19 protein-coding genes and 1 riboswitch are annotated in these 16,826 nt (G+C 72.6%); of the genes, 15 read left to right on the forward strand and 4 right to left on the reverse strand.

Annotated features, from left to right (window positions below; translation table 11 throughout):
* Nucleotides 1-85 precede the first annotated feature (85 nt).
* Nucleotides 86-1,102, forward strand: a complete 1,017-nt coding sequence (locus tag AB0K12_RS13105; protein ID WP_364559359.1) for an ABC transporter substrate-binding protein — start codon at nucleotides 86-88, stop codon at nucleotides 1,100-1,102.
* Between the two features lie 6 nt (nucleotides 1,103-1,108).
* On the opposite strand, the gene AB0K12_RS13110 is transcribed toward AB0K12_RS13105, so the two are convergent.
* On the reverse strand, nucleotides 1,109-3,523 hold the full coding sequence (locus AB0K12_RS13110) for a helicase-associated domain-containing protein (protein ID WP_364559362.1): 2,415 nt from the start codon (nucleotides 3,521-3,523) through the stop codon (nucleotides 1,109-1,111).
* Between the two features lie 78 nt (nucleotides 3,524-3,601).
* On the reverse strand, nucleotides 3,602-4,096 hold the full coding sequence (locus AB0K12_RS13115; RefSeq protein WP_364559364.1) for an ATP-binding protein: 495 nt from the start codon (nucleotides 4,094-4,096) through the stop codon (nucleotides 3,602-3,604).
* A 229-nt stretch (nucleotides 4,097-4,325) separates the two neighbouring features.
* Between AB0K12_RS13115 and AB0K12_RS13120 the strand changes: the two genes are divergently transcribed.
* The 6 genes from AB0K12_RS13120 to AB0K12_RS13145 all read left to right on the forward strand — a co-directional run bounded on the left by AB0K12_RS13120 (nucleotide 4,326) and on the right by AB0K12_RS13145 (nucleotide 7,716).
* Nucleotides 4,326-5,147 carry a helix-turn-helix transcriptional regulator gene (locus tag AB0K12_RS13120; protein WP_364383510.1) on the forward strand — a complete coding sequence of 274 codons (822 nt, stop codon included), beginning with the start codon at nucleotides 4,326-4,328 and terminating at the stop codon, nucleotides 5,145-5,147.
* Nucleotides 5,148-5,384: a DUF397 domain-containing protein gene (locus AB0K12_RS13125; RefSeq protein WP_345400620.1), complete on the forward strand. Its 237-nt coding sequence runs from the start codon at nucleotides 5,148-5,150 to the stop codon at nucleotides 5,382-5,384. It abuts the gene before it with no gap.
* An 88-nt stretch (nucleotides 5,385-5,472) separates the two neighbouring features.
* Entirely contained in the window at nucleotides 5,473-5,748 is a 276-nt protein-coding gene (locus AB0K12_RS13130) for a hypothetical protein (protein WP_364559368.1), read from the forward strand.
* A 44-nt stretch (nucleotides 5,749-5,792) separates the two neighbouring features.
* Complete coding sequence (locus AB0K12_RS13135; RefSeq protein ID WP_364559371.1) at nucleotides 5,793-6,551, forward strand: hypothetical protein; 759 nt, start codon at nucleotides 5,793-5,795, stop codon at nucleotides 6,549-6,551.
* A gap of 20 nt (nucleotides 6,552-6,571) precedes the next feature.
* Nucleotides 6,572-7,453 (forward strand): maleylpyruvate isomerase family mycothiol-dependent enzyme, encoded by an 882-nt coding sequence (locus tag AB0K12_RS13140; protein WP_364559373.1) that lies wholly within the window; start codon nucleotides 6,572-6,574, stop codon nucleotides 7,451-7,453.
* Nucleotides 7,453-7,716, forward strand: coding sequence for a sigma factor (locus tag AB0K12_RS13145; protein ID WP_364559376.1), 264 nt, complete (start codon nucleotides 7,453-7,455; stop codon nucleotides 7,714-7,716). The genes AB0K12_RS13140 and AB0K12_RS13145 overlap by 1 nt, the downstream gene beginning before the upstream one ends.
* Here the strand turns inward: AB0K12_RS13145 and AB0K12_RS13150 are convergent.
* Nucleotides 7,713-8,294 (reverse strand): histidine phosphatase family protein, encoded by a 582-nt coding sequence (locus tag AB0K12_RS13150; protein WP_345400641.1) that lies wholly within the window; start codon nucleotides 8,292-8,294, stop codon nucleotides 7,713-7,715. The two genes, AB0K12_RS13145 and AB0K12_RS13150, sit on opposite strands and share 4 nt — an antisense overlap.
* Nucleotides 8,295-8,332: 38 nt before the next feature.
* Nucleotides 8,333-9,244 carry a TIGR03621 family F420-dependent LLM class oxidoreductase gene (locus AB0K12_RS13155; protein ID WP_364559380.1) on the reverse strand — a complete coding sequence of 304 codons (912 nt, stop codon included), beginning with the start codon at nucleotides 9,242-9,244 and terminating at the stop codon, nucleotides 8,333-8,335.
* Nucleotides 9,245-9,302: 58 nt separating this feature from the next.
* Between AB0K12_RS13155 and AB0K12_RS13160 the strand changes: the two genes are divergently transcribed.
* The 8 genes from AB0K12_RS13160 (at nucleotide 9,303) to AB0K12_RS13195 (ending at nucleotide 16,787) form a co-directional block, all read left to right on the forward strand.
* Entirely contained in the window at nucleotides 9,303-10,070 is a 768-nt protein-coding gene (locus AB0K12_RS13160; protein ID WP_364559383.1) for a phytanoyl-CoA dioxygenase family protein, read from the forward strand.
* Nucleotides 10,055-11,011 carry a phosphotriesterase-related protein gene (locus AB0K12_RS13165; RefSeq protein ID WP_364559386.1) on the forward strand — a complete coding sequence of 319 codons (957 nt, stop codon included), beginning with the start codon at nucleotides 10,055-10,057 and terminating at the stop codon, nucleotides 11,009-11,011. Before AB0K12_RS13160 ends, AB0K12_RS13165 begins: the two co-directional genes overlap by 16 nt.
* Nucleotides 11,008-12,228, forward strand: coding sequence for a cytochrome P450 (locus AB0K12_RS13170; RefSeq protein WP_364559388.1), 1,221 nt, complete (start codon nucleotides 11,008-11,010; stop codon nucleotides 12,226-12,228). The genes AB0K12_RS13165 and AB0K12_RS13170 overlap by 4 nt, the downstream gene beginning before the upstream one ends.
* Nucleotides 12,229-12,277: 49 nt before the next feature.
* Complete coding sequence (locus AB0K12_RS13175) at nucleotides 12,278-13,141, forward strand: Gfo/Idh/MocA family oxidoreductase (protein WP_364559391.1); 864 nt, start codon at nucleotides 12,278-12,280, stop codon at nucleotides 13,139-13,141.
* Nucleotides 13,142-13,148: 7 nt separating this feature from the next.
* Nucleotides 13,149-13,268: riboswitch (cobalamin riboswitch) on the forward strand.
* Between the two features lie 72 nt (nucleotides 13,269-13,340).
* Complete coding sequence (locus AB0K12_RS13180; protein ID WP_364559393.1) at nucleotides 13,341-14,321, forward strand: ABC transporter substrate-binding protein; 981 nt, start codon at nucleotides 13,341-13,343, stop codon at nucleotides 14,319-14,321.
* Between the two features lie 2 nt (nucleotides 14,322-14,323).
* Nucleotides 14,324-15,361, forward strand: coding sequence for an iron ABC transporter permease (locus tag AB0K12_RS13185; protein ID WP_364559396.1), 1,038 nt, complete (start codon nucleotides 14,324-14,326; stop codon nucleotides 15,359-15,361).
* The gene (locus tag AB0K12_RS13190; RefSeq protein ID WP_364559400.1) at nucleotides 15,358-16,131 is read left to right on the forward strand and encodes an ABC transporter ATP-binding protein; all 774 of its coding nucleotides are present in this window, start codon (nucleotides 15,358-15,360) and stop codon (nucleotides 16,129-16,131) included. Before AB0K12_RS13185 ends, AB0K12_RS13190 begins: the two co-directional genes overlap by 4 nt.
* Nucleotides 16,128-16,787 (forward strand): adenosylcobinamide amidohydrolase, encoded by a 660-nt coding sequence (locus AB0K12_RS13195; RefSeq protein WP_364559403.1) that lies wholly within the window; start codon nucleotides 16,128-16,130, stop codon nucleotides 16,785-16,787. Before AB0K12_RS13190 ends, AB0K12_RS13195 begins: the two co-directional genes overlap by 4 nt.
* Nucleotides 16,788-16,826: the final 39 nt, after the last annotated feature.

A 16,826-nucleotide genomic window follows, 5' to 3' on the forward strand; every position in this document is an offset into this window, starting at 1 on the left:
CCCTCTCGTCGTAGGTCAAACTTAGGCAAGGCTAATCTAATGGTCCAGCAAGCAAGCAAGGCCAGGCAACCTTGAGGAGATGCACATGTCGGGACCGGTACTGCCTCGCAGGGGCTTCCTCGCGGGCGCGGCGGGACTCGCGGCGGCCCTGACACTGGCGGCGTGCGGCGACGGCGGCGGCGAGGCGGCACCCGCCTCGTCGCCCGCCGGGTCGGGCGCGCCGTCCGCGCAGGGCTGGACGTTCACCGACGACCGTGACAAGAAGCTCGACCTGCCCAAGGTCCCCGCCAGGATCGTCGCGCAGGTCGGCGCCGCCGCCGCGCTGTGGGACTTCGGCGTGCGCCCGATCGGCGTCTTCGGCCCCCACAAGCTCGCCGACGGCGGCAAGGACCCGCAGGTCGGCAACGTCGACATCACCAAGGTCACCGGCCTCGGCAACGTGTGGGACGAGTTCAACGTCGAGCAGTACATCGCGCTGCAGCCCGACCTCCTGGTCAGCAGCATGTACGTCAAGGGCACCCTCTGGTACGTGCCCGAGAAGTCGAAGGACACCATCGAGCAGGTCGCCCCCACCGTCGGCGTCATGCTCACCGGCAAGAGCGCGACCGAGGTCATCGGCACGTACGAGCGGCTCGCCCAGTCGCTCGGCGCTGACATGGCGGGCGTGCCGGAGGCCAAGGCCCGCATGGAGGCGGCCACCGCGAAGCTGGCCGAGTTCAAGGACCTCAAGGTGCTCATGGTGTCGGGCGGCGCCGACGCGTTCTGGATCGTCAACCCGCCCGAGTACCCCGACATCGTGCACCTGACCAGCGCCGGCCTCGACGTCGTCAAGCCCGACAAGGTGGACGACGGCGGCTTCTTCCAGACGCTGAGCTGGGAGAACGCCGACACCTACGACGCCGACGTGATCCTCTACGACACCCGCACGCAGGCGCTCAAGCCCGAGGAGATGATGAAGAAGCCCACCTTCGCCAAGCTCCCCGCGGTGGAGGCGGGCCAGCTCTACCCGTGGAACGCCGAGGCGCCCTTCAGCTACCAGGGCTACGCCGACTTCCTGGAGGGCCTGGTGGCCAACCTGGCGAAGGCCAAGCCGCTGAAGTAGCGGGGGTCAGTAGGCCCCCCGCACCTCGACGATCTCGGCGAGCGGGAACTCCAGGTAGTCGCCCGCCTCCTCGCACCAGGCGTCGAGCGCGCCGCCCTTGAGCTCGCCATGGCTGATCGTGGCGGTCAGCCCGTCGGCGAGCGTGATGCCGGCCCGCACGCCGCGATCGACCACGAACCCGAGCAGCGACTGCTGCGCGGTCGGCAGCCGGGTGGCCATGCGGCCGATGATGGCCCAGGTGCGGCCGTTCCTGTCGTCCTCGGGCCGGCCGGCGGCGAGCAGCCTGCGGGCGTGCTCGTACGGGTCGGGCGCGGGCTCGGCCAGCATGTAGGGGGGCGTCTCGGTGATGCCGGGGAAGTCGGACAGCTCGGCCACCTGCCCGCCGGGCAGCAGGATGAGCTTGCCGCCCGCCGGCTCCTCCGGGCGGGCCCGGTGGATGGTGATCTCCCCGGTGTCGGAGACCGGCACGGGAGAGTAGCCGACCTCGCGCAGCGCCGACAGCGTGCGGTCGGCGGGCGCCCTGCTCACCAGCACCGTGGGCGCGAGCAGCCGCAGCCCGAGCCGGCCGAGGCGGCGGTGCGCGGCGATCTCGGCGAGCAGCGCGGTGTCGGTGGCCTGGATGACGCAGCCGACCGTGGTGACCGTCACCTCGCCGTGGCGCCGCGCGGTGTCGCGGACCAGGTATTCGAGCGGCTGCGGGATCGTGCCGACCGCGGCCAGCTCGTCGAGCAGCGTGTCGGCCTCGTAGCCCTGGTCGAGCGCGCGGCGCACGCTCTCGGTGGTGAAGCGCCACACCGAGGCCGCGCCGCGCGACTCGCGCTCGGCGGTGCGGTCGAGCAGCGCCGCGAGCTCGGCCGACGGCGGTCCGGTGACGACGGCGGTCAGGTCGGGGCCGAACAGCGCGCTCCTGCGGACGCTGGCCAGCGCGCGGGTGGCCGCCTCGGCCAGCATGGGGTCGTGCTCGACCATGGGGACGGCGTCGTCGTTCTCGTCGCCGGGCCGCGCGGTGAGCCCGGCCAGCGCCCTGCCGAGGTCGGTCAGCGCGTTGTTGGCCAGCAGCCCGAGCAGGCGGGCCTCGTCGAGCACGGCGGGCGCGCACGAGCGCAGCAGCCGCACGTCGAGCAGCGGCGCGTGCCAGTGGACGCCCTCGATGAGGCTCTCGCGGTCGGCGAACGCGGTGCCGGCGGGCAGGCCGGCCAGCACCGACAGCACGGCTCTGCGGATCTCGGCCAGCGTGCCGCCGATGGGGTCGTCGCCGAGCACGGTGCCGTACTTGCCGTCGATCTTGCGCAGGGAGGAGCGCTCCATGCGCCACCAGGCGGCCAGCAGCACCCGCAGCCGGGCCGAGCCCTCGTCGAGCCGCCAGCGGTCGAAGCGCTCGGTGGGGATCATGCCGCCGGACGGCTCGTCCCAGGCCAGCAGCCTGGCCACGGCGCAGATCTCCAGCAGCAGGCGGGTCTCGTCCTCGTCGCAGCCGGTCTCCTTGGCCACCCTGCGGACCTCGCGCACGCCGACGCCGCCGGTCTTGAGCAGCGGCAGCGGCGTCTTGGAGGTGTTGTCGAGCAGCGCCGCGCAGCGCTCGACGACGTGCGGCGCGGCCAGCGTCATGAGGTGGTCGACCTCTTCTGGATCGACCGGGATGGTGGCGATCTCGGGGGCTTCGGGCCGGTAGGGCGGGTGGTAGCCGGGGCCGCGCAGCCGGATCGCCACCTCGCGGGGGATCTCGGCGACGTGCCAGCTCGGCCGGAAGAGCAGGCCGTGGTCGGCGCACCACTTCTCGGGCGTGCCGGGGGTGACGAACGTGCCGCCGTCGACGTCGAGTGCGGGGCCGTCCCAGGCGAAGCGGTCGAGCAGCGGGACGGTGCCGGTGGGGGCGCCGGCGATGAGCGTGCGCAGGCGCTCGGCGTCGCTCAGCGTCTCGATGACGCGGGCGATCGTGCGGCGCTTGTTGCCCTGGGCGGGCAGGCCGAGCGAGCGGGCGAGCGCGTGGAGCGCGTCGTTGCTGATCGACCAGGAGTTGAGGTAGTGCTCAAGCGGCTCGCCCAGGCTGAGCGGGGCGGACCAGTAGCGGGTGACGCCCTCGGCGAAGTGGATGACGTCGTCGTCGCCCGGCCAGGCCAGGGCGTGGTCGTAGAGGTGTGCGAGCCAGGGGGTGACGTCTTCCGAGCCCCTGTTGAGGAAGCGCGCCAGCGAGCCGGGGGTGGGGCGGGTCATGGCCAGGGCGGCCTCGGCGAGCTGCAGGCAGGGCAGCGGCAGCCGGCGCAGGGTCTCCATCACGGCGAAACCGTTGCCCAGGCGCTGGGCGAGGGTGTCGAGGCGCCGGGGCCAGGGCGCGGCGATGGCGTCGGGCCTGTTCGCCAGGATGCGCCCAAGCCTGTCCTCGTCTAGTGTTCGTAGCCAGCCGAGCAGGTGATCTTCCATCTGTCAGCACTCTCATGGGGTCGCGCGCGGGACTCACCGTGAGCCATGACCATCCACGGTAATGCAGATCACCCCCGGTCAGGAGAGGACTGCCCAGACGATCTTTCCGTGGGGCGCGAGTGCGGACCAGCCCCAGCGGAGGCTGAGCGATTCGACGATGTGGAGTCCGAGGCCGCCGGTGTCAAGGGGGCCAGGGTATCGCAGCACCGGCACCGAGGAGCCTGGATCGGTGAAGGCGCTGGTGACGAGGGGGCCGCGGCGGACGAGTGACATGTGGACGGTGCGCTGCCTGCGCGGGTCGTCGAGGCACAGGCCGTGGCGCAGGGCGTTGGTGGCGAGCTCGCTGACCACCAGCTCCATGTTCTCGGCCAGCTCGTTCAGGCCCCAGCCGGCCAGCGTGCCGGCGGTGAAGCTGCGGGCGGAGTGGACCGAGGACGCCTCGGGCGGGAGCACGTACGTGGCGCTGGCCGATGGGCCCGGGACCAGGAGATCGCGAGCCGCCTCAGGCCACCAGCCGATCGGGGGCCACCAATCGAACGTGGTCCACTGGTCGTGCGCCGTGGTGGATTGCACGTGATCATTCTGCGACAAACTCTCGTGCAGGTGCAAGAGCGAATGCACGTGCAGACAACTCGTGCAGGCGCTACGGTTTCCCTCAAAAGGTCAATATGGGGGAAAGGGGATCTTGTCCGCGGCCATGATCTTTCGGCCGTGAAGTGACACACTTGTGGCAAGGAAACGACCAAGGAGCAAGCACGTGTCCATTGATCCGCCCGGGACCGGTTCGACCGTTCGGCGCATCATGCTGGGGGCGAGCCTCAGGCGTCTCCGTGAGCGCAGCGGGCTCGACCGGGCACAGGCCGGATTCCACATCCGGGCGTCCGAGTCCAAGATCAGCCGCATGGAGCTCGGCCGCGTCGGCTTCAAGACACGTGACGTGGAAGACCTGCTCACCCTGTACGGCGTCGTCGACGATGCCGAACGCCGTGCCCTGCTGGAGATGGTGCGCGAGGCCAACACCCCCGGGTGGTGGCACAAGTACTCGGCCGTGCTGCCGACGTGGTTCACCACGTACATCGGCCTGGAGGAGGCCGCGAGCGTGATCCGCACCTATGAGGTGCAGTTCGTGCCCGGTCTGCTGCAGACGGCCGCTTATGCGCGTTCTGTCTATCAGCTTGGCAACCCCGATGCGACCCCCGAGAGCATCGAGCGGCGCGTGCACATGCGCATGCAGCGCCAGGAGCGCTTCACCCGGAAGGACGGGCCCAAGCTGTGGGCCGTCATCGACGAGGCGGCGCTCAAGCGGACCATCGGCGGGCGGGAGGTCATGTCCGAGCAGCTCCAGCATCTGCTGGAAGTCGCCGCCCTTCCCAACATCACCATCCAGGTGATGCCCTTCAGGTTCGGCAAGCACGCCGCTGAAGGGGGCGCGTTCAGCATCTTGCGGTTTCCCGAGTCCGATCTGTCGGACGTTGTCTACGTCGAGCAGCTCTGGGGTGCCCTGTACCTGGACAAGCGTGAGGACGTCGACCCGTACCTCACGGCCATGGAGCAGTTGTGCGTGGAGAGCACCACGCCAGGAGGCACCGTCGAGCTCATCGGCGGTCTTCTCAGAAAGATGTAGATGAACCAGACCTACAACGGCATGCCTGCGGCCGACCTGACCGAGGTCGCCTGGCGCAAGAGCCGCTACAGCAACTCGCAGGGCAACTGCGTCGAGCTCGCGGAGCTCCCCGACGGGGGCATCGCGGTGCGCAACTCGCGCTTCCCCGACGGACCTGCCCTGATCTATACCCGTGACGAGATCCGGGCTCTGGTGCTCGGGGTGAAGGACGGAGAGTTCGACGGCCTGCTCGTGTAACACCGTGTTAACCTCCGGCGCGTCCGCTTAACGGCGGCGCGCCGGGGGTGTAACCGCCCGGCCTCCTCCTCCGGCGAGGATCGGGGTCATGCTCGACCAGATGACCCTGTATCCGATCGCCGACGACGTGCTCTTCGCACCCGGCGGCAAGGTCGTGATCCGCACCTATGGTGTCGCGCCCGCGGCCGGCGGGGCCACCACGACGACCCCGGCCGGCGTCTCCTACCGCACGTGGGTGACCGGCATCAGGGACCAGCCCCGCTACTGGCACTGGGGCCATTTCGAGGACGCCGCCTCCGGGCATCGCAAGGTCCTCGAGTGGCTCACCGGGCGCGGCCCGCAGCCTTCCCAGGCGCTCGCCTGATCGCTATCCTCGAAGCCAAGCAATCGCTTGGTAGAGGAGGCGCAGTGCGGCGCGCGATCCACCTGATCGAGGAGGTCGACTTCCGGCCGATGAACTCCAGGCGGCCGCTCGACTACCTCACCTGGCTGACCCGCTACAAGCGCGAGGACGAGAGCCGCACCGCGCCCACGCTCACCTCCGGCATGTCCATCAGGTCCCGCCAGATCGACCTGGTGGGCGCCTTCTACGCGGTCGGCATCACCGGCCACCCGCAGTTCAAGGCCGTCACGCTGTGGGACTGCCACGGCGGCTGGGACGGCGGGTGGCGGCAGATGATGGAGATCTACCAGGGCGTCGACGCGCGGCTGTTCCTGTCCGACATCGACGACCTGCGCTTCTCCGCCTTCTCCCGGCCGCTCGGCGCCGTGCCGGGCTGCCCGCCGCTGTCCGCGGCACCGGCCGCCGAGCTCTACCTCTTCGAGAGCGCCCGCGTACGCCCCGGCGCCGCCCTCGACTACCTGCACGCCGTACGCACGGAACGCGCCCCGCTGCTCGCCGAGCACGGCCACACCCTGGCCGGCCTGTACGAGGTGCTGTTCTGCGACACCGAGGCGGTCACCCTCTGGGCCGTCTCCCTCGACGACCACCTGGCCACGCAACGCGCCCGCGACGCCGCGCTCGGCCTCGACGACGAGGCGCCGCCCGACCCGCGGCTGCCGGCGTGGGCAAAACGCGCCCGCGACTATCTCGAAGGCCCCTGGCGTGAGACGCTGCTCGCACCGTTCCCCGGCTGCCGCCTGGCTCCGGGGCACCCGCCGGGTTAGCGTCGGCTGCGGAGGTGGCCATGACGGACTCGTACCTCTTCGACGGGCAGCGCCCCGACGACCACGTCGCCTCGTGCCCCGACTGCACCGCGGCGATCGCGCTGCTCGATCAGCCCGAGGCCGCCGCCGGGCCGCCGCCCGGGCTGCGCGAGGCCGTGCTGTCCGGGGCGCGCCGCCGCCGCACCCCCGCCGCGATGGGCGTGTCCACCGTCGCCGTCCCGTACGCCGAGCAGGTCGCGCTCATGGACGACCTGCTGGCCGAGCTGAGCCCGGCCCAGTGGGAGGCGCCGGTCCCCAAGCACGGCACGGTCAGGGGCATGGTCGAGCACCTGACGGCCAACGACGCGACCGTGGCCAGGTTCATGGGCGTCCCGGGAGCCCCCGCGCACACCGCGCACCGGCGCTGGCGCGAGCAGGCGGGCTCGCTGCTGGCGCGCGTGTCGGCGGGCAGCGAGGTGCTGCTCGGCGTGGAGGTGGCGCTGGCGGGTGCGCGGCCGGCCCGCGCGCCGCTGCGCCAGGCCATGATCCAGCGCACGTTCGAGACCTGGACGCACGCCGACGACATCAGGGCCGCCACCGACCGGGCCGGGGCCGCGCCGAAGCCCGAGCACGTGCACATGGTCGCCGAGTTCGGGCTGGCGCTGCTGCCGCGCGCGCTGCGCGGGCCGCGCCGCGACGTCTCGGCCACCATCGTGCTCACCGGGCCGGGCGGCGGCACCTGGACGGTCCCGCTCTCGCCCGCCTCCGACCACGTCGCCGTGCTCATCTCGGCCGACGCCGCCGGCTTCTGCCGGCTGCTGGGCAACCGGTGGCCGCCAGGCGCCTTCCCGTACGCCGCCGAGGGCGACCCCGCACTCGCCCGTGACCTGATCGCCGCCGCCGCGACCCTGGGATGCGACTGATGAGCGACATGGACCTGCGCGCGCGCCTGACCGCCGGCGACCTCGACGCGCTGGCCGACGCCTACGACCGGCACGGCCCGTACGTGTACGGCGTCGCGGTCAAGGTCACCGGCAGCCCGGCGCACGCGGAGGAGGTGACGCAGAGCGTGTTCGTCGCCCTCTGGGAGCAGCCGCTGTCGTACGACCCGGCGCTCGGGTCGTTACGCGGCTGGCTGGTGAGCAGGGCGCTGCACGAGTCGGCCCTGCGCGCGAAGGTCGGTTAACTCACGGGGGCGTTCCAGGTCAGCAGCACCGGCTCGGCGTGCTCGTACCCGAGCCGCGAGTACGTGCCGGTGTCGAGCTTGAGCAGCCGCCCCTCCTCGGGCGCGAGGCCCAGCCAGCGGGCGGCCAGCACGCGCAGGAAGTGCCCGTGCGCCACCAGCGCCACCCGCCCGTCCACCGCGCGGGCCCGCTCGATCACCCGGTCGGCGCGCACCGCCACCTCGGAGGCGCTCTCGCCGGGATGGTCGGCGTCGCCGGGGATCACGCCGTCACGCCACAGGTACCAGCCGGGCCGCGTCTCGCGGATCTGCGGCGTGGTGATGCCCTCATAGCCGCCGTAGTCCCACTCCCACAGGTCGGGGTCCACCTCGTACCCGCTCAGCCCGGCCAGCTCCGCCGTGCGTCCCGCGCGCTGGGCGGGGGACACCAGCACCAGCTGAAAAGGCTCCTTGACCAGCGGCGCCAGCGCCCTGGCCTGCTCCTCGCCGTGCTCCGTCAAAGGCAGGTCCGTACGGCCGGTGTGCCTGCCCGCCTTGCTCCACTCGGTCTCTCCGTGCCGGAGCAGCAGCATCTCGTTCATGGCCCCCATCATCCGCTACGGTCCCGAGCCGCCCGCCGTCAGGTGCCCGCCAGCTCCTCGGCGACGGGCTCGAAGGCGGGCAGATCGCGCTCGTGGTGCAGCACGAAGTAGGACAGGTCGTGCTCGTCCCGCCAGTGGCGGAGCTGGTCCGCGATGTCCTGCCGGGTGCCGAGCAGGAGCTGCGGGGTGCCCTCCAGCGGTGCCGTGCGCGCGGCGCTCCACGACTCATCGGCCTTGAGCTCGCCCACCGCCATCACGCTCGTGCCCAGCTCCAGGCAGGGGTAGCGGTCACCGGCCGCCTCCTTGACGACGGCCAGCCTGGCTTCGAGTGCGGCGGGGCCGCCGTCGCGTACGTCGGGGCCGCTCCCGTCGGGCAGGACCCGCAGGGTGAGGTTGACGACGTCGGCCTCCCGGGCGGCCAGGCGGAGCATCCTCGCGCCGCCCGCGCCGATCACCAGCGGCGGGCGGGGCCGCTGCACGGGCTTGGGGCGCTGGTCGAGGCCGGTGACGCGGTAGTGCCGCCCGTCGAAGCTGAACGGGCCGTCGCCCCAGAGCCCCTTGAGCACGTGCAGCGCCTCGCGCAGCCGCTCGACCCGTACGCCGGGAGGTTCCAGCCGCAGCCCCGCGCCCGCGTAGTCGGCGGCCATCCAGCCGGTGCCGATCCCCACCTCGAGCCGCCCGCCCGACAGCACGTCCAGCGTGGCGGCCTCCTTGGCGAGCACGGCGGGATGCCGGAAGTCGTTGGCGAACACCAGCGTGCCGACCCGCAGCCGCCCGGTGGCGCACGCGGCCGCCGTCAGGGCCGCGACCGGCGCGAACCTGTCGCCGGTGAGGTGGTCGGGCACCAGCAGCACGTCGAACCCGGCGTCCTCCAGCCGCCTGGCCTTCTCCGCCCACGCGCGCCCCGACTCCGCCTGCCTGACCACCGCGCCGAACCTGAACCGCCGCATGGCCGTGAGTCTAACCACAGGGCTTACCAAGCGCTTGCTCTGGTGCGAGACTGTGCCCATGGAGATCCCGGTACGGGAGGCGACCGCCGCCGAGGCGGGCTTCTTCGCCGCGCACGGCTGGGTCAGGCTGAGCCGGCTGATCGACCCCGCCACCGCCGCCGCGCTGCGCGAGCGCGCCCTGGACCACCTGCGCGAGCGGCCCAGGGAGCACCGCGGCCCGGTGGACGCGGCGTTCGGCCAGTCCAGGGACGTCGCCGCGACCGACGAGGCGTTCGCCGCCCTCGCCCTGCACCCCCAGATGGGACGCAACGCCGTCCGGCTGCTGCACGGCGTGCGGGCCGTCCGCGTGCAGGTCACCAACCTGCTCGTCAAGGAGGCGGGCGAGCACGGCGCCACCGAGTTCCACCAGGACTTCCCCTGGATGCCGATGGACCGCTCGGCCATGCTCACCGTCTGGCTCGCCCTCGCCGACGTGCCCGCCGGCATGGGCGCGCTGCGCTTCTACGCGGGCTCGCACCGCCACGGGCTGCTCGGCCGCAGCTTCACCCGCCCGGATGACGACCAGCTCACCCAGCACCCCTGGCTGAAGGAGCTGGAGCTGTCGCCGCCGCTCGACCTCAAGGCCGGCGACGCGACCGTGCACCACGCGCTGACCGTGCACGGCGCGCCCGCCAACCGCCACGACCGCCCCCGCCTGTCCTTCACCGTCACCTACTTCGACGCCGACGCCCTCTACACCGGCCTGCCCTACGCCCAGACCGACGGGCTCGGCCTCCAGGTCAACCGGCCGTTCGAGCACGAGAGGTTCCCGTGCCTGAAACCGTGACCGGCCCGGTCGCCGACCTCGGGGCGACGCTCATGCACGAGCACGTCTTCGGGCTCAGCCCCGAGATCCTGTGGAACTGGCCGGACATCCCCGAGGGCTGGGACCTGGAGACGCGCGCCCGCGAGGCCGCCGCCAAGCTCGACGCGCTCAAGGCGGCCGGCATCGACACGGTCGTGGACCTGACCGTGGTCGGCCTCGGCAGGTACGTCCCCGCCGTGCAGCGGGTGGCCGAGCTGACCTCGGTCACCATCGTGGCCGCCACCGGGCTCTACACCTACGACGCGCTGCCGCCGTACTTCGGCAACCGCGGGCCGGGCTCGCTGTTCGGCGGGCCCGACCGGCTGGCCGAGTTCTTCGTCCGCGACCTCACCGAGGGCATCGGCCGGACCGGCGTCAAGGCGGCCATGCTCAAGTGCGCCTCCGACCGGCAGGGCATGACCGAGGGCTGCCGGCGGGTGTTCAGGGCGGTCGCCGAGGCCCACCTGGCCACCGGGGCGCCCATCACCACCCACTCGCACAGCGCCTCCAGAGGCGGGCTGGAGCAGCAGAAGCTGCTCGCCTCGCTGGGCGTGGACCTCGGCCGGGTGGTCATCGGCCACGCCGGCGACTCCACCGACCTCGCCTACCTGGAGGAACTGGTGGCGAACGGGTCCTACCTCGGCATGGACAGGTTCGGGATCGACACGATCTGCCCGTTCGACGACCGGGTGGCGGTCGTGGCCGCGATGTGCGAGCGCGGCCACGCCGGGCGCATGGTGCTCGGCCACGACTCCTACTGCTTCAACGACCGCTTCGACGCCGCCGTCGTACGCCGCCGCCACCCCCGCTACCACCTGCTCCACATCTCCCAGGACGTGCTGCCCGCGCTGCGCGCCAGGGGCGTCACCGAGGAGCAGATCCACCAGATGCTCGTCGGCAACCCGCGGAGGATCTTCGGATGACCGAGCACGCGACCCTGGGCGACTTCGACGTGAGCGCCGCCTGGCACGTGGCCGGCCCGTACCCGTTCCTGGCCAGGCTGCGCAGGGAGGCGCCGGTGTTCCGCAGCGCGCAGCTGGGGGCGTACGTGCTGACCAGGTACGCCGACGTGCGCGCCGCGTACGGCGACCCGCGCCGCTTCTCCTCCAAGGGCTCGCTGACCATCTCCCGCAGCCTCACCCAGGAGACCCGCGACAAGCTGGGCGAGCACGGCTCGTTCCTGTCGAGCTTCGTGGCCAACGTGGACCCGCCCGACCACACCCGCCTGCGCAGGTCGGTGTCGCGGGCGTTCACGCCGCGCGCGGTGGCCGCGCTGGAGCAGGAGTTCCGGCGGCTCAACGAGGACCTGCTCGACCGCCTCGCCCCGCGCGGCGCCACCCACTGCGCCGCCGACTTCGTCACTGAGATCGGGCACGAGCCGTCGGTCAAGCTGACCGCCCGCTTCATCGGCGTGCCCGAGGAGGACGAGGCGTTCGTGCAGGCGCACGTCAAGGACTGGTTCCAGCTCTTCCTGTCGCCGCAGCCGCCGCGGCGCCAGCTTGAGCTGGCCGCGAGCTTCCTCGACTACCTCGCGTACGTGGACCGCCTGGTGGCCGAGCGCGCCGCGCGCCCGCGCGACGACTTCACCTCACTGATGACCGCGCTCATCGGCGCCGAGCTGACCCACCGCGAGGTGGTCGAGCTGATCTCGACGATCCTGCTCGGCGGCAACGACACCGTGCCGAACCAGCTGGGCAACACCGTGCTGCGGCTGCTCAGGGAGGGCTGCTGGCCGGTGCCCGAGCCGCTGCTGGCGGGCGCGTCGGAGGAGTGCATGCGCATCGACGGGGCCTCGCTGGGCTCGTTCAGGTACGCGGCGGAGGACGTCGTCCTGCACGGCGTGACGATCCCGGCGGGCTCGCTCGTGCTGCTGTCCACCGACTCGGCGGGACACGACGAGAGCGTCTTTCCCGAGCCGGAGCGGTTCGTGATCGACCGGCCCAACGCGGGCGACCACCTCGTCTTCGGCCACGGCATCCACTTCTGCGTGGGTGCGGCGCTGGGCCGGCTGCAGCTGCGCACGGCGCTGGAGGTGCTCGGACGGCGGCTGCCCGGCCTGCGGCTGGTTCCCGGGCAGGAGGTCGCGTACCGCAGGTCGCTCGTGGGCCGCGGGCTGACGGCCCTGCTCGTGGAGTGGTGATCTTCTCCTCTATGGTTGGAAATATCCTGATTTCCTGAGGAGGACGTGCATGGAGCCGGTGGCGGTCGGACTGATCGGGGCGGGACCCTGGGCGCGCATGGCGCACGCGCCCATGCTGGCCGAGAGCCCGCACACGCGGCTGGCCGGCGTCTGGGCCCGCCGCCCCGAAGCCGCCGCCGAGCTGGGCGCGCCGGTGTTCGAGCGGGTCGAGGAGCTGTTCGAGCACTGCGAGGCCGTCGCGTTCTGCGTCCCGCCCGCCGTCCAGGCCGAGTACGCCGTCCGCGCCGCCCGCGCGGGCAAGGCGCTGCTGCTGGAGAAGCCGCTCGCCGACTCGCTCGACGCCGCCCAGCGCGTCGCGGACGCCGTCGCCGAGTCCGGCGTCGCGACCCAGATGGTCTTCACCATGCGCTACACCGCCGCCACCCGCGCCTTCCTGGCCCGCTGCGCCGAGGTCGAGCCGTTCGGCGGCCACGCCGCCAACATCTCCGGCGCGCTGCTCGGCGACCACCCCTTCGCCACCCCCTGGCGGCTGGAGCGCGGCGCCCTGCTCGACGTGGGACCGCACGTGATCGACGTGCTCGACGCCGCGCTCGGCCCCGTCACCGGCGTGCGCGCGCACGGCCACCCGCTGCGCTGGATCGGCCTGCTGCTGGAGCACGAGGGCGGCGCGGTCAGCGAGGCGTCGCTGAGCATGGCCGCGGGCGGCGACGTGCCGCCGTCCACCATCGCCGTGTACGGCCGCACCGGCAACGCCGTCCTGCCGCCCCGCGACGGGGACGACGACCACTTCGCCAGGGTCGCCGAGGAGTTCGCCGCCACCGTCCGCAAGGGCGGCGGCCACCCCCTGGACGCCGCACACGGACTGCGCATCCAGCGGATCATCGCCGAGGCGGAGGCCCAACTCGCCCCTTGACGCGGCGCGTGTATGAGGGATTGATAGCGTTTGCCCGACGCGCAGAGCGCAGCGAAGTCCGGTGAGAGTCCGGCGCTGTCCCGCAACTGTCATAGCCAGGTCGCCTGCCTCCGCGCCGACGCACATCAACCCTCGTGGAAAAGGGTGATCCGTCGCTACCAGCGGGTCTCTCGGTTCCAACAGTGTGAAAGGACTACTCGTGAGGCCCGTACGCACGGCCTTCGCGGGCGCGCTGCTGGGAACGCTCGTCCTGGCCGGTTGCGGCCAGACCGGCACCACAGCCGCCCCCACAGCCGCCCCCACAGCCGCCCCCACCTCAGCGTCCGCCGCCCCCTCGGCCGCCGGCTTCCCCGTCACCGTCGAAGCGGCCAACGGCAAGGTCACCATCCCCAAGCGGCCCGAGCGCATCGTCTCGCTCTCGGCCACGCACACCGAGACCCTCTACGCCATCGGCGCGGGCTCCCAGGTCGTCGCCGTGGACGACCGCTCCAACTACCCGCCTGAGGCCCCCAAGACCGACCTGTCCGGCTTCAAGCCCAACGTCGAGGCCATCGTCGCCCGAAAGCCCGACCTCGTCATCCTGTCCGACGACCTCGACGACGTCGTCTCCGAGCTGGGCAAGGTGAACGTGCCCGTGCTCCACCAGCCCGCCGCCACCGGGCTGGACGAGGCGTACGAGGAGATCTCCGAGCTGGGCGCCGCCACCGGCCACCAGGACGAGGCCGACAAGGTCGTCACCGGCATGAAGACCGCCATCGACGACCTCGCCGCCAAGGCGCCCAAGGACACCAAGCTCACCTACTACCACGAGCTCGACCAGACCCCCTACGCCGTGACGTCCAAGACGTTCATCGGGCAGATCTACGGCCTGTTCGGGCTCACCAACATCGCCGACAAGGCGCCCGACGCGGCCGGCGGCTACCCCAAGCTGTCCGCCGAGTTCGTCGCCCAGGCCGACCCCGACCTGATCTTCCTCGCCGACGTCAAGTGCTGCCGGCAGAACAAGGACGCGCTGGCCGCGCGGCCCGGCTGGAAGAACCTGTCCGCCATCAAGAACGACCGGGTGACCGAGCTCGACGACGACATCGCCTCCCGGTGGGGGCCGCGCGTGGCCGACCTGGCCAGGAGCATCGGCGAGGCCGTCGCCGAGGCCTCGGCGAAGACCGACGGCACGGGCTGACGATGGCGAAACCCGCCGGCCCCGCCCGGCCTGCGCGGGCGCGGCCGCTCTGGATCGCCGGGGCGCTGGTCCTGCTGGCCGGGTGCATGATCGCCGGGCTGCTCGACGGGGCCGCCGACATCTCGCCCTGGCAGGTCGTGCTCCAGGTCGCGGACTGGCTGCCGCTCACCCACGTCGACTCGGGGCTCGCCCCGGTCGAGCAGGGGCTGCTGTTCGAGCTGCGGCTGCCCAGGGTGCTGGTCGCCGCCGTCGTCGGCGGGCTGCTCGCCATGGCGGGAGCCGGGTACCAGGGCGTCTTCCGCAACCCGCTCGCCGACCCTTACCTGCTGGGCGCGGCCGCCGGGGCCGGGCTGGCGGCGACGGCGGCCATCGTGCTGCTGCCGTCCGCCGGCGTGCCCGTGGCCGCGTTCGCGGGGGCGGTGGGCGGGGTGTTCCTGGCGTACACGCTGGGCAACACCGCGGGACGCAACGGCGGCACCGCCACGCTCGTCCTGGCCGGCGTCGCCGTCACCTCGTTCCTCACCGCGATCCAGACGTTCCTGCAGCAGTTCGAGGTCGAGAAGCTGCAGCGCATCTACGCCTGGATCCTCGGCGACGTCGGCGGCGGATGGGACCAGCTCCTGCTCGTCCTGCCGTACGCCGCCGTCTCCGCCGTCCTGCTCCTGCTGCACGGGCGCATGCTCGACGTGCTGTCCGTGGGCGACGAGGAGGCGGCGGGGCTCGGCGTACGGGCCGGGCGGGTGCGCTTCGTCGTGCTGCTCGCCGCCTCCCTGGCCACCGCCGCGGCCGTCGCGGTCAGCGGGCTCATCGGGTTCGTCGGCATCGTCGTCCCGCACGTCGTGCGGCGGCTGGCCGGCGGCTCGTACCGGATCGTGCTGCCGCTGTCGCTCATCGGCGGCGCGGCCTTCCTGGTGGTGGCCGACCTCGTCGCCCGCACCGTGCTCGCGCCCGCCGAGCTGCCGATCGGGGTGGTCACGATGTTCGTGGGAGCGCCGTTCTTCGTCGCCGTCCTGCGCATGACCAGGCGGGTGGTCACGTGATCGGGGCACGCGGGCTCACCGTACGGCTGGGCGAGCGCGAGGTGCTCTCCCAGGTGGACCTGCACGTGCGGCGCGGCGAGTGGACGGCCGTCATCGGGCCCAACGGGGCCGGCAAGTCCACGCTGCTCAAGGCCGTCATGGGGCTGGTCACGCACCGGGGCGAGGTCACGCTCGGCGGGCGGCCCGCCGCCGCGCTCAAGCCGCGCGAGCGGGCCAGGCTCGTCGCGTACGCGCCCCAGGCGCCCGCCCTGCCGCCCGACATGACGGTCTTCGACTACGCGCTGCTCGGGCGCACGCCGTACATCCCCTACCTGGGGCGCGAGAGCGGGCACGACCGGGCCGTCGCCGAATCCGTCCTGGAGCGGCTCGACCTGACCGGGCTCGCGATGCGGCCGGTCGGCGAGCTGTCCGGCGGCGAGCGGCAGCGCGCCGTGCTGGCCAGGGCGCTCGCGCAGGAGGCGCCCGTCCTGCTGCTCGACGAGCCCACCACCGCGCTCGACCTCGGCCACCAGCAGCAGGTGCTGGAGCTGGTCGATCGGCTGCGCCGCGCCGACGGCCTGACCGTCGTCACCACCCTGCACGACCTCACCGTCGCCGGCCTGTACGCCGACTCGCTCCTGCTGCTCGCCGAGGGCCGCGCCGCCGCCACCGGCGAGCCCGCCGCCGTGCTCACCGAGGAACTCGTCGGACGGCACTTCGACGCGCAGGTCAAAATCGAGCCGGGCCCCGACGGGCGGCCTGTCGTGCATCTCGTCAGGGGGAGATCATGAAGCTCAGCTACCGCGTCGAGGACGGCGCCAGGCTGGGGGCGCTGCTGTGGGAGTTCGGCCCCGGGTGGCGGATGATCTCCTCCGCGCTGCTCGGGGGCGGCATCGGCGAGCGCGAGTGGGTGCTGAACGCCCAGGTCGTGGCCGGGTACGCGCGCATGGACCCGGCCGACCACCTCATCTCGCTCGGGCCCTCCCACGGGGCCGGGGTCGGCATGATGACGGCCGCCTCCGTCGACCGGTACGTCCGCGCCACCGACGGCGGCGTACGGGCCTGGGCCACGGTCGGGCTCCGCGTCCCCACCTGGGCCGCCGCCCCCGAGGGCCACCAGGACCCGGAGCTCGCCCCCATCCGCGTCGGCACCATCAACATCGTGGTCGCCCTGCCCGTCGCCATGACGGACGCGGCCCTGGTCAACACCGTGATGACGGTCACCGAGGCGAAGACCCAGGCCATGCTCGAAGCCGGCTTCGCCGGCACCGGCACCGCCTCGGACGCCGTCTGCGTCGCGGCCCGCGCGGACGGCCCGCAGGAGCTGTTCGGCGGCCCCCGCTCAGACTGGGGCGCCCGCGCGGCCCGCGCCGTCCACACCGCCGTCCTGCGCGGCGCCGAAGCGTGGCGAGACCATCACTCAAGGTCAACTTTCTTGGGTAAGTAGCATGAGCACGAGGGTCTGACTCCCGATACTGAGTGGGTG

This window comes from Nonomuraea sp. NPDC049419, from assembly GCF_040676995.1.
In the GTDB taxonomy this organism is placed as follows: Bacteria; Actinomycetota; Actinomycetes; order Streptosporangiales; family Streptosporangiaceae; genus Nonomuraea; species Nonomuraea salmonea.

Bases quoted from the DNA above. Each gene is read 5' to 3' on its own strand.
- AB0K12_RS13105 (WP_364559359.1), top strand. From the start codon at position 86: ATGTCGGGACCGGTACTGCCTCGCAGGGGCTTCCTCGCGGGCGCGGCG.
- AB0K12_RS13110 (WP_364559362.1), bottom strand. From the start codon at position 3,523: ATGGAAGATCACCTGCTCGGCTGGCTACGAACACTAGACGAGGACAGG.
- AB0K12_RS13120 (WP_364383510.1), top strand. From the start codon at position 4,326: ATGCTGGGGGCGAGCCTCAGGCGTCTCCGTGAGCGCAGCGGGCTCGAC.
- AB0K12_RS13125 (WP_345400620.1), top strand. From the start codon at position 5,148: ATGAACCAGACCTACAACGGCATGCCTGCGGCCGACCTGACCGAGGTC.
- AB0K12_RS13130 (WP_364559368.1), top strand. From the start codon at position 5,473: ATGCTCGACCAGATGACCCTGTATCCGATCGCCGACGACGTGCTCTTC.
- AB0K12_RS13140 (WP_364559373.1), top strand. From the start codon at position 6,572: ATGACGGACTCGTACCTCTTCGACGGGCAGCGCCCCGACGACCACGTC.
- AB0K12_RS13145 (WP_364559376.1), top strand. From the start codon at position 7,453: ATGAGCGACATGGACCTGCGCGCGCGCCTGACCGCCGGCGACCTCGAC.
- AB0K12_RS13150 (WP_345400641.1), bottom strand. From the start codon at position 8,294: ATGAACGAGATGCTGCTGCTCCGGCACGGAGAGACCGAGTGGAGCAAG.
- AB0K12_RS13155 (WP_364559380.1), bottom strand. From the start codon at position 9,244: ATGCGGCGGTTCAGGTTCGGCGCGGTGGTCAGGCAGGCGGAGTCGGGG.
- AB0K12_RS13160 (WP_364559383.1), top strand. From the start codon at position 9,303: ATGGAGATCCCGGTACGGGAGGCGACCGCCGCCGAGGCGGGCTTCTTC.
- AB0K12_RS13170 (WP_364559388.1), top strand. From the start codon at position 11,008: ATGACCGAGCACGCGACCCTGGGCGACTTCGACGTGAGCGCCGCCTGG.
- AB0K12_RS13175 (WP_364559391.1), top strand. From the start codon at position 12,278: ATGGAGCCGGTGGCGGTCGGACTGATCGGGGCGGGACCCTGGGCGCGC.
- AB0K12_RS13185 (WP_364559396.1), top strand. From the start codon at position 14,324: ATGGCGAAACCCGCCGGCCCCGCCCGGCCTGCGCGGGCGCGGCCGCTC.
- AB0K12_RS13195 (WP_364559403.1), top strand. From the start codon at position 16,128: ATGAAGCTCAGCTACCGCGTCGAGGACGGCGCCAGGCTGGGGGCGCTG.